Below are 22937 nucleotides of genomic sequence, written 5' to 3' on the forward strand. Positions count from 1 at the left end.
GCTCGGGACATGGGCGAATCTCTCTTTGGCGATCCCATGGCGGCGATACTCTACGACAGGCTCTACCCCTGGGGTGGCCGGTCCGGGGACGAGTTCTACCTCGAGATCATCATGGCGACGGGCTCGGTGCTTGACGTGGGCTGCGGCACGGGCACCCTGCTCCGGCACGCGAGGGACCAGGGCCACACGGGCCGTCTGGTCGGGCTCGACCCCGCGGAGGCGATGTTGGAGGTCGCCCGCGCCCGGGAGACGACCGCGGGAGGAAGCGGGATCGAGTGGGTCGTGGGCGACGCGGCCTCCGTTTCCTGGGCGGCGGAGTTCGACCTGGTCATCATGACGGGGCACGCGTTCCAGGAACTGGTCAGCGACCAAGAGGTACGGCACTCCCTGTCCGCGATGCGCGGAGCACTGAGGCGCGAGGGTCGGCTGGTGTTCGAGACACGGAACCCGGCCGTGCGCGCATGGGAGCGGTGGACACCGGACCACCCCGTGACCAACTCCCACCCCATGATCGGCCGGGTGCGCTACACCCCCGAGCTCCGCAAAGTCGACGGTGACACGGTGACGTTCACCGGCACCTACGCCGCGAACGGACTGAAGGAGCCCATCAGTGGAGAGAGCACACTCCGTTTCCTCGACGTCGACAGCCTCGACGGGTTCCTCGCCGACAGCGGACTCGCCGTGGTGGAGCGCTACGGAAGCTGGAACCGCGACCCGTTGACGGCGACGAGCCCGGAGATCATCACGGTCGCACGACGTGTGTGAGGCGCGGGTGCGTCACCAGGTCCCATGCCACTCCTACACGGCCTCACAGCGCCGTGTACACACGGTGTCACTCCATCCGAATGACGCCGCGGTCCACGGCGGCGTGGACCGCGGCGGTGCGGCTGTCGACATCCAGCTTGTCGAAGATGTGCACCAGGTGGGTCTTGACCGTGGATTCGCTGATGAACAGTTCACGGGAGATCGCCCGGTTGGACATGCCGCGGGACAGCAGGCCGAGGATCTCCACCTCGCGGGCGCTGAGCGCGGGTCGCGTGTCGCGTAGACGGTGCATGAGCCGCCGTGCCACGGACGGGGCGAGCGCCGTCTGTCCCTGCGCGGCGGTGCGTACCGCCTGGCACAGCTCCTCGGGGGGAGCGTCCTTCAGGATGTAGCCGGTCGCGCCGGCCTCGACGGCGGAGAGGATGTCGGCGTCGGTGTCGTATGTCGTGAGCACCAACACCGGGGGCGCCTCGGGGCGTTCGGTGATCCGGCGGGTGGCGGTCACACCGTCCATCGCCGCGCCGAGTCGCAGGTCCATGAGCACCACGTCGATCCCACCGCGACGTACCGCCGCCAGTGCCTCCTCACCTCCGGACACCTCGGCGACGACCGTCATGTCCGAGCGGTCGTCGAACATGGCGCGCAGGCCGCGCCGGACGACCGGGTGGTCGTCCACGAGCAGCAGCCGCAGGGGATCGTCCGTCACGTCGCCTCGCCTTCGTCGGACAGTGGCAGCCGTACCGCGATGGCGGTGCCGAGGCCCGGCGAGGTCTCGACGTCGACCGTGCCGCCGAACGCGGTGATCCGGTCGCGCAGCGCGATCAGTCCGAAACCTGTCCCACCCTCGTAGGTGTCGAGGGCGGCGGGGTCGAAACCGACGCCGTCGTCGAAGATGTCCAGCGTGACCTCGTTGCCGAGAAACCCCAGGGTGACGACCGTTGTGGTGGCCCGCGCGTGCGCCACCACGTTGGCGAGACTCGCCTGGGCGGACCGCAGCAGCGCGACCTCCACGGCAGCGGGGAGAGGCGTGGGCGGCCCGTCGATCCGGGACTGGCAGTCGATCCCACTCTCCCGCCCCACCCGCTGGCACAGACGGCGAAGGGCCTCGGCCAGGCTCTGCGTCGCGAGGGAGGGAGGAGTGAGGTCGCGGACGAACCGGCGCGCTTCCTCGAGGTTGGTGACCGCGCTCGCACGTGCGTCACGGACGTGGTCGCGTCCGCGTCCCGCCGGAAGCTCGTTCTCCGCCGCCCGGAGGAGGAGAACGATGCTGGACAGCCCCTGGGCGAGCGTGTCGTGGATCTCCCGTGCCAGCCGCTCCCGTTCGGCGAGGACTCCCGCCCGGTGCTGGCTGGACGACAGCTCGTCCCGGGCACGGGTGAGCTCCTCGATGAGCCGCAGGCGCTGCTGACTCTCCCGATACAGCGTGCTGTAGCCAACCGAGATCACCACGGCCGACACCGCGCCCAGCGCCGGCCCGAGCACCATAGCGGCGTCCAGTCCGCCCGAGTGCAGCCCCTGCGTGGCCACCACCGCGGCGGTGATGACGGCGATCGCCCCCACGGCGTGACGTCCCCCCAAGAGGTGGAGGTGCCAGAAGAACAGCGGGAACGCGACCCAGGAAAAGTGCGGGCTGGCAACGAGGAGTCCGCCCCATAGTGCCGTGACCACGGCGAGCCACAGGAGTTGAGTCCACCGGCGCGCGTCACGCCGTGCCGCGCGCCCACCGGTCGCGTACACCACGGCCAGCAGCGCGGCTCCCCCGGCCGCGACCCAGCGGTACGGCGCGTCGTCCGCGACTCCCTGCACCGCGGCGATCGTGAGCAGGAGCAGGAAGCTGGCGTGAAGCACCCACCGGAGCCCGCGCAACACGGTGATGCCCGGCGGTAGCCACGATGCCGTGGACCGCGCCCCAACTGCCATTCCCCGACTCACCCCCGACCCGGTCCACACCCTAGGCACCTCTGGTGTCCGCACGCATCAATCATTCGATTGATCCCCTGGTCGGGCATTCGGACACCAGAGATCCACCTTCTCCGCGATGGCACGAACGCCGGCGCGTCCCACCCTGGATGGTGATGTCGACGTCGAGAGAGGAAAACCGTGTTCATCGCCGTTCGCGACATACGGTTCGCGTGGGGGCGTTTCGCGCTCATGGGTTCGGTGGTCGCACTCATCACCATGCTGATCGTGCTGCTGTCGGGACTGACAGCGGGGCTCGCCAGCCAGTCCACCTCCGCGGTGCGTGATCTGCCCACGGACCGGATCGTGTTCGGGTCCTCCGGTGAGGCCGATCCGGAGGAGTCGTTCGAGGACAGCGTGGTTGACGCCCCGCAGCGGGACGAATGGGCCGCGGCCCCGGGCGTGGCCGCCGCGCATCTGGTGGGTGTCACCCAGGCCAGGGCGGACATCGCCGTGGGCACCACGGGCGTCACCGTGTTCGGGGCCCCACCGGACAGCGGCCTCGCCCCGGAACGCGTGGCGGACGGAGAGGTCGTGGTCCCCGAAGGGTTCGCCGAGGAGGAGGGGATCGTCCCGGGCGACACGATGACGGTGTCCGGGCGGGAGCTGACCGTGTCGGCGGTGGCCGGAGACGCCTACTACAGCCACATGCCGGCCCTGTGGACCACCCTGGACACCTGGCGCGGCCTCGACCCCGGCCACACACCGGACGCGGAGCCCGGGGACGAGGCGACGGTTCTGGCGGTGGAGGTCGACGGGGACCTGGACGTCGCAGCGGCCGACCTGGCCGCAGACACCCTCTCGGTCGACGTCGCCGACAGCCTGAGCGCCATCGGCGCCTTCTCGTCGGAGAACGGCTCACTGCGGATGATGCTGGGTTTCCTCTACGCGATCTCGGCCCTGGTCACCGGGGCGTTCCTCACGGTCTGGACGATTCAGCGCTCCGGGGACATCGCCATCCTGAAGGCGCTCGGGGCGTCGACCCGCTACCTGCTGCGCGACGCGCTCACCCAGGCGTTCCTCGTTCTGACCGGAGGCGCCGTACTCGGCGGCGCGTTGGGAGTCGCGGTCGGAGCCGCCGCCGCGACGATGGTGCCGTTCGAGTCCACGCTGGCGACCACGCTGTTCCCGGTCGCCGGCATGGTCGCGCTCGGTATGGCGGGCGCGGCGCTCGCGGTCCGGCGCGTGACCTCGGTTGATCCCCTGACGGCACTGGGAGGTGTCCGATGAGTCTCACGCTGCACGACGTGTCCCTCACCTACCCCGACGGGGAGGACCAGGTCACCGCTCTCGCCGGCGTGTCGCTGCACGTCGCGCCAGGTGAGGTGGCGGCCGTGGTCGGCCCCTCCGGCTCCGGCAAGTCGAGCCTGCTCGCGGTGGCCGCGACGCTGATGCGCCCCGCGTCCGGAACCGTCCGAATCGACGACGTCGACGTGACCCACCTGTCGCCGGCGCGGCGCACGCATCTACGCGCGTCCAGGATCGGGATCGTGTTCCAACAACCCAACCTGGTCGGTTCGCTCACCGCCGAGGAGAACCTTCTGGTCACCGAGCACCTTCGGGGCGGTTCCGTGGCGGCGGCCCGATCCGCGGCCGAGGAGCTCCTGCGCACGGTGGGTCTGGAGAACAAACGCCATCGCCGCCCGCACCAGCTCTCGGGAGGTGAACGTCAGCGCGTGAACATCGCCCGCGCCCCCATGGGACAACCGAGTGTGCTGTTGGTGGACGAACCCACCGCGGCCCTGGACCATGCTAGGGGCCGTGGGATCACGGACCTGGTCGCGACGGTCACCCGACGGTTCGCGATCGCCACCGTGCTGGTCACCCACGACACCGAGTACCTGGACGCCGCCGACACGGTGGCACACATGCGCGACGGCCACCTCACCGGCGAGGCCGAACCCGCGGGTCATCGGTGACCCCGCCTCGGCGCGTGTGGCCGAGGCGGAGCGGGCCGCCGCACTAGGGTGGACGTGGGCGAGGCGAGGAGGCGGCGTGAACAGTGATCGGATCGAGTGCGTCGCGCGTGTGGGCGCTCCGGTGGAACGAGTGTGGCCCCTGATCGCGGACGGTGCGGGCATCCGGCGGTGGTTCGCGTTCGACGGCGCCGAGCTCGACGCCGTTCCCGGTGGGGCCGCGGTCTTCGAGTGGGCCGAGCACGGACGGTTCCTCGGCGTGGTGGAGGACGTCCGTCCGGAACGCCTGCTCACCGTACGGTGGGCACTGGTCCCCGACGTCGCGCCGGACCCCGGCAACGCCACGCTCGTGGAGTTCCCTGGAACCGGATGGCGATCAGCGTTCCCGGGTGAGGATCGTGGAGTCGGGTTTCGCCGCGCTGCACGGAAGCGACGAGGAGCGGCGGCGCTACGCCGAGGAGAACACCCAGGGGTGGCAGGCGGGGCTGTCCTTACTGACGGAGTTGGCCGAGGGCCGCTCCGGCGAGTGACGCCCACTCAACCGGAGCGCGCGTCCCGGACCGCGTTGGCGCTGGCGTGGTCCCCCCGAGCGTGAAGTCCCTCGATGACGCCGTCCTGGTCGGCGGCCGACCGGTTCTGGCTGAGTTTCGCGCGCGCCTCGATCCGGGAGATGCGTAGCTCGACGCCGACGATGGCGCGCAGTTGCCCGGCGATGAAGCGTTCGGGGGCGTCATCGGTCGACCACGGTCGTGCCTCGGTGGCCTCATGGAGGTCGGTCAGGCGGCGAACGTGGCCGTCGAGCCACGCGGGGTCGTCATGGAGGCGCAGCTCACCGAACACGTGGGCGGTCAGGTAGTTCCACGTTGGCACGACGCGGCCGTGTTCCCGCTTCGTTTCGTACCAGCCAGGGCTGACGTAGGCGTCGGGGCCGCGGAGGATGACCAGTGACTCACCGGTCGGGGGTGACTGCCAGTGGGGGTTGTTGCGTGCGAAGTGGCCGAGGAGCGCTCCGTGGTCGCCGAGGTCGGGGTCGTAGACCAGCGGGAGCATCGTCGCCCGCAGCCCGTCGGCGGTGGGGGTGACGAGGTCGCCGGCGCCGTGGTGGACCAGCAGGTGCCGCAGTTGCTCGTCGGAGACGGCGTTGTAGGAGGGAACGTACATCGTGGCCCCTTTCTGTCGCTCGTCGCACACCAGGGCGATCCAGGATCCAGCGTATTGTTCAGCGCCCGCCGAGCCCGGGACGGGGCCGGGTGGGAAGCGGCACACGATGGAGGTCCTGGGCCAGGACCACGCTTCCGGGGAACTCCGACGCCGCCTCGGCCACGAACCGGGGGTCGTCGCCGAGGCCGTACCGTTCGGACAGGTGGGTGAGAACGAGCTGACGCGCGCCCGCCTCCCTGGCGACGCGCCCGGCCTGCCGGGCCGTGAGATGGCCGGTCTCCTGCGCCAGTTCCGCCTCGCAGTCCAGGAACGTCGATTCGATGACGAGGAGGTCGACCTGGTCGGCGAGGCGTAGAGCGTTGTCGCACCAGCGTGTGTCCATGACGAACGCCATCGACTGCCCCTTCCGTGGCGCGGCGCACTCGGCGAGCGTCACCCGGTCGCCCGCGGCGGTCCGGATCTCTCCCTGCTCACGGAGACGGCCGATGTCGGGTCCCCGCACGCCCCGCGCGGCGAGACGGTCCGGGAGCATCGTCCACCCGTCCGGTTCCTGGATGCGATAGCCGAAGGTGGGAATCCGGTGCGAGAGCGGCAGCGCCGTGACGCGTGGGCCGGGGCCGAGCGGACAACCGCCCTCGCCGCCGACGGGGCGCGGGTTCACGGTCGCGGTGTCGTCGAACACCGTGGCCTCACGCAGCCGCTTCCAGTACTCCTCCCCCGCCGCTGGATAGGCGACCCGCACCGGGTGGGCGACCCGTGTCCGCGCGATTCCCTGCAGTACGCCGGGGAGTCCGAGACAGTGGTCGCCGTGGAAGTGGGTCACACAGACCTGTGTCACGTCCGACGGGGCGAGACCGGCGAACCGCATCTGCCGCTGGGTCCCCTCCCCGGGGTCGAACAGGATGCCCTCCTGGTCCCAGCGCAGGAAGTACCCGTTGTGGTTGCGCCGCTTCGTGGGGACGGCGCTGGCGGTACCCAGGATGACCAGTTCTCGCATGGCCTCATCCTGGCAGTCACGGGCCCCGGGATCGGACCACGCGGGGGTCAGTGCCCCTGGTGGTGTTCCTCGTCGAAGGGAGAGGAGATACCGGTGTAGTCGAGGCGCAGCATCATGCCGTCATGGGCGTGGCGTAGGTCGTGGCAGTGGTTCATCCACAATCCCGGGTTCGAGGCTTGGAACCCCACCACCCACGTCTCTCCCGGGAGCACGTCGAAGGTGTCGTGCGGAATGGGGCTGCCCGAGGGGACCTGACCGTTGCGTTCCAGGACATAGACGGTGTGGCCGTGCAGGTGCCAGGGATGGGGTTCGAAGCTGCGGTTCACCAGGGTGAGCAGTACGAGATCCCCCGCGTCGACCAACTGGGTGGGGATCGTCGGGAACGCGTAGCCGTTCACGGTCTGCGCGTAGGCCGGAACTCCGCCGACGCGGGCCAGGCCGCGATCCAGCACCATGTCGAACTCGCGGTCGAAGGGCCCGTCGCGATCGAAGGGAAGTTCCGCCGGCTCCCCGTAGTCGAAGAAGTCGAGGTCCGGCCACGCTCTGGTGTCCCCGACCCCGTCGGGCATCTCCTCGCTCGCCGCGTCCTCCGGGCGTACGCGCAGCCCACCGTCGGGGTCGTGGTCGATGAGGAGGGCCACCGGTCCCTCCGGCATGGTGAAGGTGACGTCGTAGCGGCCGCCGGCCGGAAGCCGAAGCCCCTGCTCTTCGATGTCGTCGGGTTCGTTGAGGTCACGCCCGTCGACCGCCACGACGCGGAAGGGCGTGCCGAGCAGACTGAACCAGTGCGGGTCGCTGTCGGTGTTGATCAGGCGGAGGGACGGGAGAGTGCCCCGTCCGCGTCCCGGAGGGGTGGGGACGCGGACGGGGGGCTTGGTGGACGGTGGCTCGCCGCCGGCGCGTGGCTCGGGCCGGTGGTGCTCTTCCGGTCGTGGGTGCGGGCGCGGGTTTAGGTGAGTGCCAGTTCGGCGGTGACGGTGCGGCCGTTCATGTCGCCGTGGATCCACCATCGATCCGAGCAGCGGTCGACGAGGGCGAGGCCACGGCCTGACTCGGCGAGTGGATCGTCGAGTACAGCGGTGCCCGGTGGCCGGAACATGCGGGGTCCGCCGGCGTCGCTGACCGAGACGAGCAGTGCGTCGGTGACGTCGAGTAGGTGGACGTGGTATCGACCGGTGGGTCCGGCGCTGCGGCTGTGCTTCACGGCGTTGCTGGCGAGCTCGCTGAGGACGAAGGCGGCGGTCTCGACGGTTTCGTCTTTGACGTCGAGGGCTCGCAGCCAGGCTTCGAGCCACGCGCGGGCGCGGGCGACACTCGCGGGAGTGCCGGGCAGACAACATTCAGCGGTATCCGCGAGAACGGTGCTCATAGCCAGCTCACCCCCGGATGGACCGTCACGACCGGGATCTCCTCGGTGGGGGCGGCACCCAACGCCATCCGACGCAGCAACGGTGTGGTCGAAGGAACCAGCGAAGGGAGGGCTGGGTTCTCTGGCTCGATGTCCACCGCCACTGTCTGTGTCAGATAGGGACGGATACGCCGGGCTCGACGCCGGGCATAGAGGTTAGGCTGGGTCACTGTCATCGACTCCTACTCAGTCGTTGGCCATGCCTCCGGACCGGTGTCAGCGGTCGCGGGGGCGCCTTGCTTGTGGGACCAGACTCGCGGTCAGCGTGGGCGTTCGCCAGGGGCTTCGCAGTTGTGCACAGATTTGTGAGATCAGTAGCGATCCGTAGAGGCTCTGCACAAGACTGCGAATATGGGTGATGACAAGTGGACGCAATGGGGTGCGGAGCTACGGTTCCACCGCACCGCAGCGGGCTTGGCCCAGGACAAGCTCGCCCGGGAAATGCACCTGGGTGCCTCGACCATCAGCTCTTTCGAGGGGGGAACGCGACGCCCCAGCCGAGATCACGCCATCGCCGCGGATAACGCGCTGGCCACGGGCGGGGCACTCGTGCAGAAGTGGGACGAGGTGCAGGACGAGCGCGAGATTCCCGAGGACTGGCGCGACTACGCGAAGGTCGAACGTAAGTCAACGGAGATCCGGGAGTATCAGCCCACCCTCTTGCCCGGGCTGTTGCAGACCGCAGAATATGCGGAAGTGCTACTGCGCAGTACTGGTACCTGGGATAGCGCTCAGGTCGAACGGCTCGCGGCCGCCCGTGTCGCCCGAATGGAGGCCATCGGAAGCACCGCCCTGACTTTTGTCGTTGACGAGGCGGTGGTGCGGCGCATCATCGGATCGTATGAGATCGCCCGGCGCCAGCTCGATGCGGTGCTGGGGCAGATTGAGGAGCGGCGCATCAAGGTGCTCGTCATCCCGGAACTCACCCCCTACCACCCAGGTCTCTTCGGATCGTTTCGCATAATGACCTTGGACGACGGGCGGATGATCGCGCACGAGGAATACCGTACGGGCGTCAATGTGGTGTATGGGCCTAAAGTGAACTACTTCCTCGCTCTGTTCGACAACCTGTTGGCTGAGGCTTTGACTGTTAAGGCATCTGCCGAGTTCATCTCGGCGGTCAGAAAGGATCTGTGACGTGGATCAGTGGGTCACAAGTAGCTATACAGGTGGCGACCATCCCAACTGCGTTGAGTGCCGCACAGACCAGGAGCGCGTCCTGATCCGGGATACGCAGAACCGTGGCCAGGGGCACCTGTCCGTTCCGGTCGCCGAGTGGCGCGCGCTGCTAGGCGCGGTCCGGCGCGGTGAAATGTAGCTGCGCCACGTATGGAGCGTCGCTCTGTGTGCTCCGCGTAGCGTGGAGCGTGCCAGGAGGGTCGATACGCTGTGCGGTCCGGATGTTCATGGACGTGACCGATGGAAGAGTTCCTGTGTCCGCGCCCCGCAAGCGGCCCCGACAGCAACGCTCCCGGGAGACCGTGGAGTGGATCCTGGAAGCCGCGGAGCAACTGTTCGTCCGTGACGGTTACCTCGGGGTCACCACGAACCGCGTCGCCGAGCGGGCGGGGGTGTCGATCGGTTCGCTGTACCAGTACTTCCCGAACAAGGACGCCCTGCTGCTGGAACTCGCCGACCGCCACGCGACGGCGATGGTCACCGCACTGCGGGAGACGATCCGTGCGGCCGGTGCGCGCCACGGCGAAGTGGAGGGGGTGGTGCGCGACGTCGTGGGAACCGTCGCGGAGTGGCACGCCAAGGAGCCGGACCTCCACCGGCTGTTCGTCGCTCAGGCGGAGCGGACACCGGCGCTCCTGGCCAGGGTGCGGGAGGTGGAGCACGAGGTGGCCGCCGTGCTCGCCGAGGAGCTCGGGCGCGTCCGGGAACGCCCTGTGGACGTGTTGGACGTGCTGCTCGTCGTCCAGGGCGTCGACGCGCAGGTACACGGGACGCTCCTGGACCCGCCGTCCGGGCACACCGCCCAGGAGGTGACGGACCGGATCGTCGACCAGTGGTGTCGGGTGCTCGCGGAGGTGGCGTAACCCCCCATCCGGGTTTTCCGTCGGGTGGGCTGACAGCCGGAGATCCTTCCCTCCCCCACACCGCCGAGCGGCCGGCGGTGTCCACGGAGCGACCACGTCGACGCGAGGATCGAATACGATGCTCCGGGTGGTCGTATGGTCACTCTTGGTTCTCGGAGGGGTGTCGACGTGATCGCAGAAGGTGTCACATGACCGCTGAAGCCATTGGACTCGCAGTTCTGCTGCTGGGCATGTTGCTTCTCCTCGCGAAGCTGATCCGGATTCGGTGGCGGCTGTCGCAGCGGCTCTTCATCCCGAGTTCCCTGATCGCTGGCGGGCTCGCGCTTCTGCTGGGGCCTGAGGTCCTAGGCCGGGTCATGTCGTGGTTCGGAGTCGAGTGGTTCGCCGACGGGGGCGTGTTCACCGCGAACATCATCGATGTGTGGTCGGCGATCCCGGGGCTGCTGATCTCGGTGGTCTTCGCGGCGCTGTTCCTCGGCTTCCGCCTGCCGAAACTCAGCGAGGCCGGCCGCTTGGCGGGACCCCAGGTCGCGTTCGGGATCACGCTAGGAAGCGGCCAGTACGTGATCGGGCTTCTCCTCGCCCTGCTCGTGTTGACACCCGTCTTCGGGCTACCGCCCATGTCCGGCGCCCTGATCGAGATCGGATTCGAAGGTGGACACGGCACCGCGGCAGGCATGGGAGGCACGTTCGAGGAGCTCGGATTCGCCGAGGGTCAGGACCTTGCCTTGGGGCTGGCCACGGTGGGGCTGCTGAGCGGGATCATTCTCGGGATCATCCTGGTGAACTGGGGAGTGCGGCGCGGGCACACGGCCGCCCTCAGCCTCGACTCGGGTCCGTCCGTCAGCGAGCAGCGTGGAATCGTTGAGCGGCAGCAGCGAAGCGCGGCGGCGATCCTGACCGTTCGGCCGTCCTCGGTCGAGCCCCTGGCCCTGCACTTCGGGCTGATCGCCCTCGCCGTCGGCATCGGGCAGCTCATGCTGTGGGGACTGCAGTCCCTGGAGCGGCTCCTGTGGGCGGACCGGGTGGAGATCTTCGCCTTCGTTCCGCTCTTTCCCTTGGCCATGCTCGGCGGTGTGGTGGTCCAGTTCGCCATCGAACGTTTCGACCGGGCCGAGGTCGTCGATCGCCTGATGGTCGAGCGTATCCAGGGCTTCGCGCTCGACGCGCTGATCATCGCGGCGCTGGGAAGTCTGTCGCTGACCGCGATCGCGGACAATCTCGGGCCGTTCGTCATTCTCGCGCTCGCGGGCATCCTGTGGTGTGTCGGTGCCTTTCTGTTCCTGGCGCCGCGCATGTTGCCGGACTACTGGTTCGAGCGCGGGATCGCGGACACGGGGCAGTCGATGGGTGTCACCGCGACCGGCCTGATCCTGCTGCGGATCGCCGACCCCGAGCTGAAAACCCCCGCATACCAGGCGTTCGGCTACAAACAGCTCATCCTGGAGCCGTTCTTCGGTGGGGGCCTCATCACGGCGGCGTCGCTCCCGTTGATCGCCGGTTTCGGGCCGGCTCCCTTCTTGATCGGTATGAGTGTCCTCCTCGTGGTGAGTCTCCTCGTCGGGCTGCTGTACCTCGGGCGGATGCGGGCCCCGGCAACGGCGACAGCCGTGGCGGCCGAGTTCAGTCCACCGAACCGGGGCGACGACCTGACCTGAACGGGCTGAGGGAGCGATGGATCGCGACAGCGGTGAGCGTCAGCACCAGTGCCAGCAGCACCGTGTTGTGTGAGTACTTGGCGACCGCCGACACGGCGCCGATCGGCTGGGCGAGGAACCCCAGTACCGCGCGACCGGTGAGCGCTCCGGCCGCGAGTGCGACGCCGTGCGCGGGCGTCCATTGGGAGGAGCGGCTGAGGGCGGTGATCACGACGACGGTGAGGATCAGGGCGGCGCCACCCCCGGCCACGCCGGTCCACGTCGAGGGCTGGAGGTCGAAGACCAACGCGACGATCGCCGCTCCCAGCGCGAGCAGCCATGGTGCGGGAACCTGGCGCTGGGTCGGTGTGGTGGGGCGGCGACGTCCCAGGAGCGACGCGAGCACACCCAGGGCGAGGACGATCAGCGCCGATGCGAGGAGTTGGCCGAGCGACGCGTGGTCGGACTCGGTGCGGAGGTGGTCCGTCAGGATGGCCGTGGCGGCCACCAGGTAGGCGACGGTGACCAGGATGATCCCCGGGGCCCGTAGCCACGGCTGGTCTCGCTCGCCCGGCCACACGCCTTCCATCACCGCGATCGGAGCGCAGTAGCTCCACACGGCGTGGCCCACGAGGAACGCCATCACACCGAAGGCGCTTGTTCCCAGCGGCTCGACGAACGTGGGACCGACCAGGTCCGACCAGTACTCGATGTCCCGATAGGACGTGCTGAACAGCGACTGGTCGATCATCCCGGCCTGGACCAGCCCGAACGCCAGGCCCAGAACGAGGATCGAAGGCCATCCTAGTCCGCGCCGCCGCGCGAACTCCCTGATGAGAACCGCTGGTCCGCCGTACAGAGGTCCCAGGAAGAGGAGTCCGTACAGCAGTGCCAGCGGGTCACCCGTGGTGTCGTCGTAGCCGCTCAGGTACTCGGCGCTGATCGGGGCCAGCGCCAGAAGACCCAGGACGAGTGGCAGGCGGCCCCGGAGGGGCGTCGGTGTGCTGGACATGACGGGGACGCTACGCGGGGGCGGCGCTCACCTGGATCGGTCCACAGTCCCCCGCCTCCCGACTTTCGTCCCGGACGCGACCGGCCCAGGGCGCCGAAAGTGTCCGCCGTGGGGGTCTTCTGTTCAGGTCCCGAGGAAGGAGCGTAGGAGAGCGCTGACGCGAGCCGGTGCGTCCTCCTGGACCAGGTGGCCACTGTCGCGGAGGATGTGGAGTTCGGCGTTGGGGATCGTCCGGGCCAGCCGCTCGGCGCGTTCGGGTGGGATCCAGGCGTCCTCGGCGCCCCAGATCACGGTGACCGGCATGGCCAGAGTGTCGAGGCGGGCTTCGGCCGCGTCGGTGTCGCGGAGGTCGGCCTGGGTGATCTGCCGGTAGAACGCGGGCTGGCCCCGCTCGCCCAACCATGGCTCCACGAGGGTCTCCCGAACCTCTGTGCGGAGCTCTCGGTGGGTCGCGCCGGAGATGTAGCTGCGCACGACGGCCTCGTGCATCTGGGGTGGCAGTGCCGCCAGTACGTCGGAACCCTCGTTCACCAGCCGGTAGAACGGACTTCCCCAGGGCTGCACCGCCACCGCGTCGACCAGGGCCAGCCGGTCGAACGGGACGCCGCCGAGCAGGGTGGTGCGCAGGGCGATGGCGCCGCCGATGTCGTGCGCCACGACCGCCGGCGACTCCAGTCCCCAGTGGTCGAGGAGCTCGGTGAACACCCGTTGCTGTCCCGGGAGGGAGACATCCTGCCCGTCGAACTTCTGTGACTGGCCGAAACCCGGCATGTCCCACACGTAGACGGTGTGGTCCTGACCGAGCGCCTCGGCGACCTCACGCCACACGTAGGAGGAGAAGGGCGTGCCGTGCAGCAGGACGACAGGCGGGCCCGAGCCGAGCCGGTCCCAGGCGATCTGTCCGTTGGACGAGTCGAACGTCTGACCGAGGGTCCAGGGCGATTCCACAACCACACCTCCGTTACTGACTATTGCACTTAGATGGTAACACAGGAAGTTACCGTCATAAACCCGATGGCGGTAAACTGTGCTTCATGTCCTACCAGCGACCACCAGCTCCGGCGGAACTGCTCCTGATCGAGTCCTTCTGTGACTCGGCGGCGTTCCTGCACGGTTGGGATGCCTTCGCCGACCAAGAGTCGGCGCGCGCGTGGCTGAGCGAACATGGCCGTTCGGAGGCCGCGACCCAGATCGACGCAGGAGGAGTGGCGCGGCTGGTCGACGTGCGGGAGACCGTTCGTGGGCACCTCGACGGTGACCCCGCGGCGCGCGCCCGACTGAACGTACTCGCGGAGGAGTTGCTCGGTGTTCCGCGGTGGGACGCGGACGGCATGACGGTGCCTGTGGCGACGCCGGATCCGGTGTTGGCGGTGGCGGCCGACGTTCTCGCGGCGCTGGCCTCGGCCGAGATGTCCGGGCGGCGTGGGCGACTCAAGGTGTGTCGGGCACGAGAGTGCCGGTGGGTCTACTACGACCGCTCCCCCGCGAACAACAGCACCTGGTGCAGTATGGACATCTGCGGGGCGCGCCACAAGATGCGCGCCTACCGTTCCCGCCGGGACGCCGACTAGCGGCCGTGGTCTAGCGACGCGCGAGGATCCGGCGCACGCGGGCACGCGTCCGGTGCCAGAGTCCCCGTGGTCGGGTGCGGGGTGTGACCCGCAGTGGACGTGGTCCGGCGAAGGGGGCGCGCATGCGCAGCCCCTCGGTGGTCGCGTCGACGCGAAGGCGGTCCCAGCGCACGGCGTGGTCCACGGGAACCGTGGTCACCAGCGCACCGTCGGCCGTGGACACCACGAGTAGGGCGTCGCCGTCGCGGACCACCGCGACCTCGCCCCGGTGCGGACGTGGGGTCATCGAAACCGTGACGACGAGATCGTGGCCCTCCCGGCCGTAGTCGACCCGTGTGACCTCGGGGGGTGGTGTGGCCGTGTCGACGTGTTCCCTGAGAACTCCTGATGTGGCTGCGTTTCTCATGGAGTTGAGTATAGGGCACTCAACTTAATTGATGAAGATGGTGAGGTGTCAGTGTGACGGGCTTCTCGCTCCCCATACGCGACCAGGAAGAAAATCGATTGCCCGAATCGTCCGTGGAGGGTGAGATGGGGGTGGCGCGGAGCCAAGCTCGGCGTGTTCGTCGTGATTCCGATTCGCTGAGTGGAAAGAGTGTGTTGTCGCATGTGTAGATCGAGGTGCACGGGGGTCATCCGGGTGCGGAGCGCTGTCGTCAACGTGTGGAGGACACCGACCGCCTGACCCGGAACCGGTGTTCCCCCTCGTGACGCGGCGCGTTCGTGTGTACCCGCCGATCCAGTCATGAGGAGTCACCTCACAGTGTCCAAGCGACGCGACACCATCCGCACGCGCCGACACCGGGAGCCGGAGAGCTTCCGTTGCGTGCACTGCCGACTCGACGTCCCCACCCGGGCGTCAGGCACTCGGCACCGCAACCACTGCCCGAACTGCCTGTACAGCAAGCACGTGGACGCCCACACCTCGGGCGACCGCGCGGCCGACTGCGGCGCGGGCATGGAACCCATCGCCATCGCGGTACGTGGCGACGGGGAGTGGGTCATCATCCACCGCTGCGCCGGTTGCGACGCGCTCGTGGCCAACCGGAGCGCCGGCGACGACAACCCACTCATGTTGATGCGCACCGCCACCCGCCCACTCGCCCAGCCGCCGTTCCCGATGGAACGGCTGACACAGCTCTGAGGGGACGGGTGATCGGCTGGGGCGGTCACTCGACGTGGCCGCCCCAGCCAGGGCGGGGTGCGCCGCCGAGCGGCGAGCGTCAGTCCCAGTAGTTGAACAGGGCCTCGCCGAGATCGCGGGGCCGCCAGTACGTGACGTCCTGTGGGTCGATATCGGGCCAGGCCGTGGCGTCGAAGGGGCCTTTGAGTTCGGACGGCAGCAACACCCGGAAACCGGGCATTTCCGCCAGGACGGTGGCCAGCGTGGGAGTTTCGAGGAACGCCAGCGGGCCCGACTCCCTGACGCCGCCGGCGAGATCAATCGGTCGCGGCTCCGCGACCGCCAGCGTGGGCGAGTCGCGCCGACAGACGACGGCGACCGTGGACTCCCGGTAGGCAATGACACCCTGGTGGAAGTTGGGCGTCACACCGAGGGACAGACGGAACTCGTCCACCCTGCCCCCTGTGCGGCGGGCCGCCGTGTGGCAGGCACGCCGGAACGCACGCACGTCCGTCATCCGGCGATGCTATCCACGGCGCCGCGTCGACCGGGCGCACCCCGGCCGACGGGGTGGGCACGCCCCCTCGGTAGGCTCGTCCGCGCCGTGGTGTTCGGGAAACCGGTGAAGAACCGGTGCGGCCCTCGCCACTGTGATCGGGAAGGGCACGTGCTCCCCGCGAGGGGGTCACTGGACCACGGTGTGGTCCGGGAAGACGCCGCGTGACCGCTTGACCCGTCAGCCAGGAGACCGGCCACGGCATGTCCGGTCCATCCACGAGGCGTGGAAAGGCGGTCCCTGGCCGTGTGTGCGCGTATTTCTGTCCAACCTCCCGTTGTGCGAGGCCCCCGTTCTCGGCGTCCCTGGCGGGTGCCCGCGACGGTGGTGGCCCTGGCGGTCCTGCTCTCGGGATGCGGCGACGGTTCCGATCAGGCCGCCGAGAACGACGACGGTGCTTCCGGAGTTGGCACCACGGTCGACAACTGCGGCCTCGAGGTGGGGTTCGACGATCCGCCCGAGCGGGTCTTCGCCATGAACACCGGCGCGATCGAGAACCTGATCGAGCTGGGTGCCGAGGACCGCGTCGTTGGCGCGGTCGGCGATCTTGACCGGATGGACGAGGAGCTCCGGGAGACGGCCGAGGAGCTCAACATCATCCATCCCGGCGGAGAGGACTATCCAAGCCCCGAGACGATCCTCGACACCGAGCCGGATTTCGTCTACGCGGTGTACCCGAGCGCGTTCCGGGAGGACGGTGGCGTCGCCACGCGGGAGGAACTGCGTGACCTCGGTGTGCAGTCCTACCTCGCTCCCGGCCGCTGCCCCGACCGTGACGACGAGCGGCCGCTGGAGTTCGACGAGATCTGGACCGAGCTGCGCGAGGTGGGCGCCCTGCTCGGTGCCGAGGACCGCGCGGAGGAGGTCGTGGCCGAACAGGAGGACATCCTCGCCGAGGTACGCGCCAACCTCCCGGACGATGTTGGGGACCTGGACGTCTTCTGGTGGGACATGGGCACCGACGACGGCCCGACCGCCGGCGGATGCTGCGGAGCTCCCGGCATGATCCTCCGTGAACTGGGCGTCAACAACGCCTTCGACGACCTTCCCGGGCACTGGGCCGGTACGAACTGGGAGCAGGTCGTCGAGCGGGACCCCGACCTGGTCGTCGTGGCCGACTTCGGTGGGGGCGACGCCGACGACATGCTCGAGTTCGTCGAGGACGACCCGACGCTGCGGGAGTTGCGCGCGTTTCAGGAGGACGCGGTCATCGTCCTTCCGTTCTCCCAGACCACCCCGGGGCTGCGGAACGCTACCGCCATCGAGACGATCAGCGCGCGCCTCACTGACGAGACCGGCCAGTGAGCCTGTCGACCGCGCGATCCGCCCAGCGCGGTACCAAACCCACTCATGGCCATGACGCGCTGGCGGGGAGAGGCCGATCGCTGGGCATCGTGCTTCCCGTCGCCCTCGTCTTGCTGGGGGGGGTCGGTCGTCGTCTCGGTCGCCATTGGGCAGAGCGACCTGTCCGTCCGTGAGGTGTGGACCGTCCTGACCGACCGGCTCGGCCTCTCCTGGGTGCGAAGCGACGCCCTGGGGCTCTACGGCGTCGACGGCATCACCGACCTGCGCGCCAACCTCGTGTGGGAGATGCGGCTGCCGCGCGTGCTCGCGGCGGCGTTGGTCGGTGCCGGGCTCGCGGTCGTCGGTGCCGTCATGCAGACCCTCACCCGCAACCCGATGGCCGACCCCTACCTCCTCGGCATCTCTTCGGGTGCGTCTCTCGGGGCGGTCGCGGTGATCGTCGCCGGCCTCAGTGTCGGCGGACTCGGCGTGGCCGGCGGCGCGTTCGTCGGCGCCTTGATTGCGTTCGTGCTCGTTCTCGCCCTCGGTCAACGCGCGGGCCGGCTCACCCCGACGCGCATGATCCTCGCCGGGGTCGCGGTCGGTGCCTTCTCCTCCGCCCTGACCTCCTTCCTGATCGTGTGGGTCGCCGACCCGCACGCCACCCAGGAGGCGCAGTTCTGGCTGTCGGGTTCGCTGGCGGCGGCGCGGCTGCCCAGCGTGTACACCATGGCTGCGGCCGTGCTGGTCGGGCTGCTCGTCTGCGGTGTCGTCGCCCGGCCGCTCAACGCCTTCGCGTTCGGCGAGGACACCGCCACCAGCCTCGGGATCGGTGTCCACCGCGTCCGGTGGGTGCTGCTGGTGGTGTGCGCGCTCGTGACCGGTGTCCTGGTCGCCGGATCGGGAGCCATCGGCTTCGTGGGCCTGCTCATCCCACACGGCGTGCGCGCGTTGGTCGGCCCCGACCACCGGCGCGTTCTGCCGCTGTCGGCCTTGGTCGGTGCGACGTTCCTCATCTGGGTCGACGTCGTCGCGCGTGTGGCGTTCGCGCCGCGAGAGATGCCCGTGGGCATCATGACGGCGATGTTGGGCGTGCCGGTCTTCCTGTGGATTCTGAAACGTAAGGTCGATCGCTGATGACACACCTCGCCCACGGCGAACCACTCACGGCCGTCGACGTCTCCTGGTCCGTGGACGGCCGGCACATCCTCGACGGTGTCGGTGTCGAGGTCCCCGTCGGTAGCTTCACCGGCCTGCTCGGCCCGAACGGGTCGGGAAAGTCGACGCTCCTGCGTGGACTCGCCCGCCTGGGCGACCTGGACGAGGGCGTCGTACACATCGGCCCCGACAACGTCCACGAGCTGCCGCGCCGAGCCCTCGCCCGTCGGCTGGCGTTCCTCGAGCAGCGATCCGACACCGACGTCGACCTCAGTGTGCTCGACGTGGTGCTTCTCGGCCGGACGCCCTATCGGACCGCACTGCGCGGGGACTCCCCCACCGACGTCGCCATCGCGACGCACCAGCTCGAACAGGTCGACCTCGCGGACCTCGCCCACCGCCGCTGGCACACCCTCTCCGGTGGCGAACAACAACGCGTCCACCTCGCCCGGGCCCTGACCCAGGAACCCTCCCTGCTGGTCCTCGACGAACCCACCAACCACCTCGACGTGGGTCACGCCCTGCAACTCCTGGCGATGGTCGAACACTCCGGCCTCACCGTCCTGGCGGCCCTGCACGACCTCAATCTCGCGGCAGCGTTCTGCGACCACCTGGTGGTGCTGCATGAGGGCCGCGTCGTCGCCGCAGGCACCCCCGAGGAGGTACTCACCCCTGCGCTTCTCGCCGAGGTCTACGGAGTGGAGGCGGACGTCACCACCCATCCCACAACCGGGAGACTGCACCTCTGGTTCCACCCACCGAGCGTTCCGCACTGAGGCGGGCAGGTGGTACCCCCAGCGCGGTCTCCCCTCCCGGATTCCTCCGTCATCGATCGTGTCGTTGTCGCAGAGGGAGGGTGCTGAGGTTATCGCTCACGACAAGATCAACGGCTGTGAGGAGGCGTTGGGCTGTGGAGGCCCTCACCCCTCGGCTCCGCCTGAGGCGTAGATGACCTGTCCGGTGACGTATCCGGCGTCGGGGGAGGCGAAGAAGGCCACCACGTGTGCGATGTCTTCGGGTTGGCCGACTCGGCCGACGGGGATGGATTCGACGGCGATGCGTTGGTGTTCGGCGAAGTCGCGGCCGAGGCGGCGGGCGGTTCCTTCGGTCATCCCGGTGACCACGAAGCCCGGGGCGACGGCGTTGGCCGTGATTCCGAGGGGGGCGAGCTCCGCGGCGAGGGAGCGGGTCAGTCCCAGGATGCCGGCCTTCGCGGCGGAGTAGTTGACTCGGCCTGGGTGCCCCAGCGCGGAGATGCTGGAGATGTTGACGATCCGTCCCCAACCGTCGGCGACCATGTGCGGGCGCGCGGCTCGGCAGGTGAAGAACGCCGCGTCCAGGTGTACGCCCATCACTTCTCGCCACTGCTGGGTGGTCATCGCCCCGAGGTTTGCGTCGCGGGAGAAACCGGCGTTGTTGACCACGATCGTCGGTGGCCCGAGCTCGCGGGCCGTGCGTTCCACGGCCGCGGTGACCTGGTCCTCCTCGGCCACGTCCGCGCCGATGGCGACGGCGCGGCCTCCGGCCTGACGGATTGCCTCCACCGTTGTCGCGCAGCGGGCCTCGTCCAGGTCGACGACCGCGACCGCGCAGCCCTCCCGGGCCAGGCGTAGCGCGGACGCCGCGCCGATACCCTGAGCCGCTCCCGTGACGATCGCGGTACGTGCGCCCATGGATCCACCCTCCGTCGTGGCGGTGTTCGGGATCCTCACGTGCGGCGGCCCAGACCGAGGAGTGTCCCGAAGCAGTCGCCCAGCTTCACAAAATACGGTCAGGATAGCGACCACGTTCGTGGCGGGATCGCCCACACCCCGGTGATCCCCATCGTTCGCGGATCACCGGGGTGTTCCCGCCTCGAGGCGTATCCCTCAGCCGGGAATCTCGCTCGTTGTACTCCGTGAGTCCCCGGGCAGCACGGTGAAGGTGAACCCGGAGCTCGTCGGACGGCGCAGCGGGATTTCGGACTTGACGCGGCGTAGCACCGCGTTCCTGCTGAGCCCGAGTCCCCGCGCGACGAGCCGCTCGGGACGTAGTGGCACAGGATCCTCGAAGTGGACCACCACCTGAACGGGCCATGGCTCGTCGACCCACACCGACGGGGTGTCCAGACGCCAGCACCCCTCCCAGTTCAGGGCGAAGTGGTGGCGTCGGGCGAGTCGCGGATCCAGGAGCGTGGACGCCACCAGGTCCGGGTCACTGGAGTGGTAGCCGTCGAGTTGGGTCGGATCGAAGGATTTGACCGGTGCTCGCTCGTGCACGGTGAGTTTGTGCGTCCGGCCGCAGGACACGCAGCGGACCAGCAGCCACACGTCCAGCAGTTTTCCGTTGGCGTTGACGCGGAACCTGCCCTGGCCCGTTGTGGCCGTCTCCGAGCGGCAGTCCACGCACCGCAGCGAGAGCAGGGGAAGCCTGGTGCGGCGAACGTAGCAGGGCAGCACAGTATTGAGGAGTGAAGACATGATCCCTTTGGACCTGACACGAGGCCGATTGCGCGCGGCCTCCAACGCTGCGTCACCGGGCGCACTCGGGCAGCCCGGGAAGGCCGACCTACCTGAGGTCGGCTTACAGGTGAGCGAAAAGAAGTGTCAGGTCACGCTGCGGGCGGGGTCATGCGTTGAGTCCTCTAACTTCCCGAAGACAGGCCGTGGGCACTCTAGTTGACGGTCGGAGATCGACTCAACCGGCTTTGCCGGTGATCGCGGCCCATTCCGGAGGAGATTCCGGCTAACCTCCGGTCCGCTCCCGGTGCTTGCAGCCCGGCCAGCAGCAGGGGCGGCGTTGGCCCTCCTCCAGCTCTTCCTGGGTGCGACGAATGCGGCGTTCGCGGGTCTGCTGCTGTTTGGCGTCCTCGACCCAGCAGACGAACTCGTTACGGGCCAGCGGTGTGATGTCGTTCCAGGCCGCCAGTGCGACGGAATTCGCGGCCAGCGCGGCTCCGAGGTCCGCGGGGAGTTCGTGTACCACGCCGCCGGGGACCTCGGTGGGTGGATGGGGTTCCGTCTGGGGCGTGTCCATGCTGGTCAGGATATCCGCTGCTCGACGGATGGGCTTCTCCGATCCTGATCAGTGTCGCTGGCGCGGATTCTCGGGCAGGGTCAGGGCGATGAGCAGTGCGAGCAGTGGGAACACGACGATAAGAGCCTGGGCCCACTGGACGCCGTAGGTGTCGGAGACCCAGCCGAGGCCCGGTGCGACGATGCCGCCGACGGACATCGCGACACCGAGGGCCACCCCGGACGCGGTGCCGATTCGGTTGGGGAGGTAGCCCTGCGCCAGGGTGGTCTGTACGGCGAAGGACAGGAACAGCCCCACAGCCAGGAGCGCGGTGGCCGCGATCGCCAGCCACACCGTGGGCGCCACGACGAGCGACGCGGCAGCGACGATGGCGATGGCGTAGCTGACGCGGGACACCCCGACCTTGCTCCACCGGTCGGCGGCCCAGCCTCCGGTGATGGTCGCGCAGGCGCCGACGGTGAAGAAGCCGGTCAACAGCAGGCTCGCGTGGCTGGTGTCCATGGAGAATCGGTCGATCATGGACAGACCGAGCAGGGACGTGGTGCCGAGCGTCGCGATCGACCGCATGATCACCATCAGGGTGAGGCGAAGGAAGGAGCTCCAGTCGTCCGGCTCGGCGTTGTCGGCGATCTTGCGTCCGCCCTTGGGAGCGGGCGGGCGTGGGTCCAGGGTGCGTCGGAGCAGGGCCATCGCCAGTGCCGTGATGATCGCGGGGATCGCCAGGATCGGGGTGCCGACCAGGCCGAAGGAGAGCACGACCGGGGCGACGGCGAGGGGGCCGACGGCCTGTCCGATGTTGCCGCCGACCGAGAACCAGCTCATTCCCTGGGCGGAGGAGCCGGCGAGGGCCCGCACCGCGCTCGCGGCGACCGGATGGTAGGCGGCGACGCCCAGGCCGGACAGGGCGATGGCGGCCCACGTCCAGGCGTAGGAGTCCACGATCCCGCTCAGGCCGATACCGAGACCCGCCACGAGCAGCCCCACCGGAGAGAGCCACCGCAGCCTCCATCGGTCCGCGGCCAGTCCGAACAGCGGCTGGGCCACGGACGAGAGCACGGTGGCGGCGAGGGTGATCCCCGTCGCCGCGGTGTAGCCCCACCCCTGGTACAGCACGAAGAACGGCAGGAGCGCCGGAACCGCGCCCTGGTACATGTCGTCCACGACGTGGCTGAACGACATCATTCCCAGAGCGGAACGACGCTTGCGCGTCGTTGACGTGGGCTCCGTCGTGGACATGGCGGTCAAGGCGTGTTCCTCCCCCGTGCGGTGGCCCGCGGATCGAGACCGCAGTCGACTCTGCCGCACCAGGGGGTCTGCGGAAATCCCGTTTATG

The 22937-nt window shown here is 69.1% G+C and carries 28 protein-coding genes, 1 pseudogene and 1 riboswitch; of the genes and pseudogenes, 14 read left to right on the forward strand and 15 right to left on the reverse strand.

The features are described 5' to 3' along the window. Positions 1 to 9 precede the first annotated feature (9 nt). Entirely contained in the window at positions 10 to 765 is a 756-nt protein-coding gene (locus J4H86_RS02220; protein ID WP_236541548.1) for a class I SAM-dependent methyltransferase, read from the forward strand. A gap of 67 nt (positions 766 to 832) precedes the next feature. Here J4H86_RS02220 and J4H86_RS02225 read toward each other — a convergent pair whose 3' ends face one another. Both J4H86_RS02225 and J4H86_RS02230 read right to left on the reverse strand, forming a co-directional pair. Continuing rightward, a complete protein-coding gene (locus tag J4H86_RS02225; protein ID WP_269134520.1) occupies positions 833 to 1471 on the reverse strand; it encodes a response regulator in 639 nt (212 codons plus the stop codon). Further along, positions 1468 to 2685: a sensor histidine kinase gene (locus J4H86_RS02230; protein WP_236541550.1), complete on the reverse strand. Its 1218-nt coding sequence runs from the start codon at positions 2683 to 2685 to the stop codon at positions 1468 to 1470. The genes J4H86_RS02225 and J4H86_RS02230 overlap by 4 nt, the downstream gene beginning before the upstream one ends. A gap of 180 nt (positions 2686 to 2865) precedes the next feature. Between J4H86_RS02230 and J4H86_RS02235 the strand changes: the two genes are divergently transcribed. The 4 genes and pseudogenes from J4H86_RS02235 (at position 2866) to J4H86_RS02245 (ending at position 5170) form a co-directional block, all read left to right on the forward strand. Beyond that, entirely contained in the window at positions 2866 to 3954 is a 1089-nt protein-coding gene (locus J4H86_RS02235) for an FtsX-like permease family protein (protein ID WP_236541551.1), read from the forward strand. Further along, the gene (locus tag J4H86_RS02240) at positions 3951 to 4643 is read left to right on the forward strand and encodes an ABC transporter ATP-binding protein (protein WP_236541552.1); all 693 of its coding nucleotides are present in this window, start codon (positions 3951 to 3953) and stop codon (positions 4641 to 4643) included. The genes J4H86_RS02235 and J4H86_RS02240 overlap by 4 nt, the downstream gene beginning before the upstream one ends. A 130-nt stretch (positions 4644 to 4773) precedes the next feature. After that, a pseudogene (locus J4H86_RS27565) lies at positions 4774 to 4899 on the forward strand (SRPBCC domain-containing protein); the annotation flags it as partial. 130 nt (positions 4900 to 5029) lie between these two features. Further along, a complete protein-coding gene (locus J4H86_RS02245; RefSeq protein ID WP_236541554.1) occupies positions 5030 to 5170 on the forward strand; it encodes a hypothetical protein in 141 nt (46 codons plus the stop codon). A gap of 7 nt (positions 5171 to 5177) precedes the next feature. Here J4H86_RS02245 and J4H86_RS02250 read toward each other — a convergent pair whose 3' ends face one another. The 5 genes from J4H86_RS02250 to J4H86_RS02270 all read right to left on the reverse strand — a co-directional run bounded on the left by J4H86_RS02250 (position 5178) and on the right by J4H86_RS02270 (position 8376). After that, positions 5178 to 5801, reverse strand: a complete 624-nt coding sequence (locus tag J4H86_RS02250) for an FMN-binding negative transcriptional regulator (protein WP_236541555.1) — start codon at positions 5799 to 5801, stop codon at positions 5178 to 5180. Positions 5802 to 5859: 58 nt separating this feature from the next. Then, positions 5860 to 6798 (reverse strand): ribonuclease Z, encoded by a 939-nt coding sequence (locus tag J4H86_RS02255; RefSeq protein WP_236541557.1) that lies wholly within the window; start codon positions 6796 to 6798, stop codon positions 5860 to 5862. Between the two features lie 47 nt (positions 6799 to 6845). Further along, positions 6846 to 7550 (reverse strand): multicopper oxidase domain-containing protein, encoded by a 705-nt coding sequence (locus J4H86_RS02260; RefSeq protein WP_236541559.1) that lies wholly within the window; start codon positions 7548 to 7550, stop codon positions 6846 to 6848. A 197-nt stretch (positions 7551 to 7747) separates the two neighbouring features. Continuing rightward, positions 7748 to 8167 (reverse strand): ATP-binding protein, encoded by a 420-nt coding sequence (locus J4H86_RS02265; RefSeq protein ID WP_236541560.1) that lies wholly within the window; start codon positions 8165 to 8167, stop codon positions 7748 to 7750. Continuing rightward, entirely contained in the window at positions 8164 to 8376 is a 213-nt protein-coding gene (locus tag J4H86_RS02270; protein ID WP_236541561.1) for a hypothetical protein, read from the reverse strand. Before J4H86_RS02270 ends, J4H86_RS02265 begins: the two co-directional genes overlap by 4 nt. Positions 8377 to 8557: 181 nt before the next feature. Between J4H86_RS02270 and J4H86_RS02275 the strand changes: the two genes are divergently transcribed. The 4 genes from J4H86_RS02275 (at position 8558) to J4H86_RS02290 (ending at position 11906) form a co-directional block, all read left to right on the forward strand. Beyond that, a complete protein-coding gene (locus tag J4H86_RS02275; RefSeq protein WP_236541563.1) occupies positions 8558 to 9343 on the forward strand; it encodes a helix-turn-helix domain-containing protein in 786 nt (261 codons plus the stop codon). 1 nt (position 9344) lies between these two features. Next, complete coding sequence (locus J4H86_RS02280) at positions 9345 to 9524, forward strand: DUF397 domain-containing protein (RefSeq protein ID WP_236541564.1); 180 nt, start codon at positions 9345 to 9347, stop codon at positions 9522 to 9524. 115 nt (positions 9525 to 9639) lie between these two features. After that, the gene (locus tag J4H86_RS02285; protein ID WP_236541566.1) at positions 9640 to 10248 is read left to right on the forward strand and encodes a TetR/AcrR family transcriptional regulator; all 609 of its coding nucleotides are present in this window, start codon (positions 9640 to 9642) and stop codon (positions 10246 to 10248) included. Between the two features lie 188 nt (positions 10249 to 10436). After that, on the forward strand, positions 10437 to 11906 hold the full coding sequence (locus J4H86_RS02290; RefSeq protein WP_236541568.1) for a sodium/glutamate symporter: 1470 nt from the start codon (positions 10437 to 10439) through the stop codon (positions 11904 to 11906). Here J4H86_RS02290 and J4H86_RS02295 read toward each other — a convergent pair. Further along, positions 11872 to 12897, reverse strand: coding sequence for a hypothetical protein (locus tag J4H86_RS02295; RefSeq protein ID WP_236541569.1), 1026 nt, complete (start codon positions 12895 to 12897; stop codon positions 11872 to 11874). The genes J4H86_RS02290 and J4H86_RS02295 overlap by 35 nt on opposite strands. A gap of 123 nt (positions 12898 to 13020) precedes the next feature. Beyond that, positions 13021 to 13845, reverse strand: a complete 825-nt coding sequence (locus tag J4H86_RS02300) for an alpha/beta fold hydrolase (protein ID WP_236541571.1) — start codon at positions 13843 to 13845, stop codon at positions 13021 to 13023. A gap of 86 nt (positions 13846 to 13931) precedes the next feature. On the opposite strand from J4H86_RS02300, the gene J4H86_RS02305 reads away from it, so the two are divergent. Then, positions 13932 to 14468, forward strand: a complete 537-nt coding sequence (locus J4H86_RS02305) for a CGNR zinc finger domain-containing protein (RefSeq protein WP_236541572.1) — start codon at positions 13932 to 13934, stop codon at positions 14466 to 14468. Between the two features lie 10 nt (positions 14469 to 14478). Here J4H86_RS02305 and J4H86_RS02310 read toward each other — a convergent pair whose 3' ends face one another. Next, positions 14479 to 14874: a hypothetical protein gene (locus tag J4H86_RS02310; RefSeq protein ID WP_236541574.1), complete on the reverse strand. Its 396-nt coding sequence runs from the start codon at positions 14872 to 14874 to the stop codon at positions 14479 to 14481. A 357-nt stretch (positions 14875 to 15231) separates the two neighbouring features. On the opposite strand from J4H86_RS02310, the gene J4H86_RS02315 reads away from it, so the two are divergent. Then, on the forward strand, positions 15232 to 15612 hold the full coding sequence (locus J4H86_RS02315) for an RNHCP domain-containing protein (RefSeq protein ID WP_236541575.1): 381 nt from the start codon (positions 15232 to 15234) through the stop codon (positions 15610 to 15612). Positions 15613 to 15691: 79 nt separating this feature from the next. Here the strand turns inward: J4H86_RS02315 and J4H86_RS02320 are convergent, their stop codons facing one another. Beyond that, complete coding sequence (locus J4H86_RS02320) at positions 15692 to 16108, reverse strand: hypothetical protein (protein ID WP_236541577.1); 417 nt, start codon at positions 16106 to 16108, stop codon at positions 15692 to 15694. Positions 16109 to 16179: 71 nt separating this feature from the next. Continuing rightward, positions 16180 to 16362, forward strand: a riboswitch (cobalamin riboswitch). A 64-nt stretch (positions 16363 to 16426) separates the two neighbouring features. Here J4H86_RS02320 and J4H86_RS02325 point away from each other — a divergent pair. Genes J4H86_RS02325 through J4H86_RS02335 form a run of 3 tightly spaced genes read left to right on the forward strand, consistent with a single transcriptional unit; the run spans position 16427 to position 19365 of the window. Continuing rightward, on the forward strand, positions 16427 to 17452 hold the full coding sequence (locus J4H86_RS02325) for an ABC transporter substrate-binding protein (RefSeq protein ID WP_236541579.1): 1026 nt from the start codon (positions 16427 to 16429) through the stop codon (positions 17450 to 17452). A gap of 45 nt (positions 17453 to 17497) precedes the next feature. Then, on the forward strand, positions 17498 to 18568 hold the full coding sequence (locus J4H86_RS02330) for a FecCD family ABC transporter permease (RefSeq protein WP_236541581.1): 1071 nt from the start codon (positions 17498 to 17500) through the stop codon (positions 18566 to 18568). Beyond that, positions 18568 to 19365 (forward strand): ABC transporter ATP-binding protein, encoded by a 798-nt coding sequence (locus J4H86_RS02335; protein ID WP_236541583.1) that lies wholly within the window; start codon positions 18568 to 18570, stop codon positions 19363 to 19365. The genes J4H86_RS02330 and J4H86_RS02335 overlap by 1 nt, the downstream gene beginning before the upstream one ends. A 144-nt stretch (positions 19366 to 19509) precedes the next feature. Here J4H86_RS02335 and fabG read toward each other — a convergent pair whose 3' ends face one another. From fabG to J4H86_RS02355, 4 genes are all read right to left on the reverse strand, one after another. Further along, positions 19510 to 20262, reverse strand: coding sequence for a 3-oxoacyl-ACP reductase FabG (fabG, locus tag J4H86_RS02340; RefSeq protein WP_236541584.1), 753 nt, complete (start codon positions 20260 to 20262; stop codon positions 19510 to 19512). Between the two features lie 195 nt (positions 20263 to 20457). Beyond that, positions 20458 to 21048, reverse strand: coding sequence for a DUF1062 domain-containing protein (locus J4H86_RS02345; protein ID WP_236541586.1), 591 nt, complete (start codon positions 21046 to 21048; stop codon positions 20458 to 20460). Between the two features lie 265 nt (positions 21049 to 21313). Further along, positions 21314 to 21604, reverse strand: coding sequence for a YdeI/OmpD-associated family protein (locus J4H86_RS02350; RefSeq protein ID WP_236541588.1), 291 nt, complete (start codon positions 21602 to 21604; stop codon positions 21314 to 21316). A 48-nt stretch (positions 21605 to 21652) separates the two neighbouring features. After that, on the reverse strand, positions 21653 to 22840 hold the full coding sequence (locus J4H86_RS02355; protein WP_236543874.1) for an MFS transporter: 1188 nt from the start codon (positions 22838 to 22840) through the stop codon (positions 21653 to 21655). Between the last annotated feature and the right edge of the window lie 97 nt (positions 22841 to 22937).

The sequence above is a fragment of the Spiractinospora alimapuensis genome (genome assembly GCF_018437505.1).
Taxonomy (GTDB): Bacteria; Actinomycetota; Actinomycetes; order Streptosporangiales; family Streptosporangiaceae; genus Spiractinospora; species Spiractinospora alimapuensis.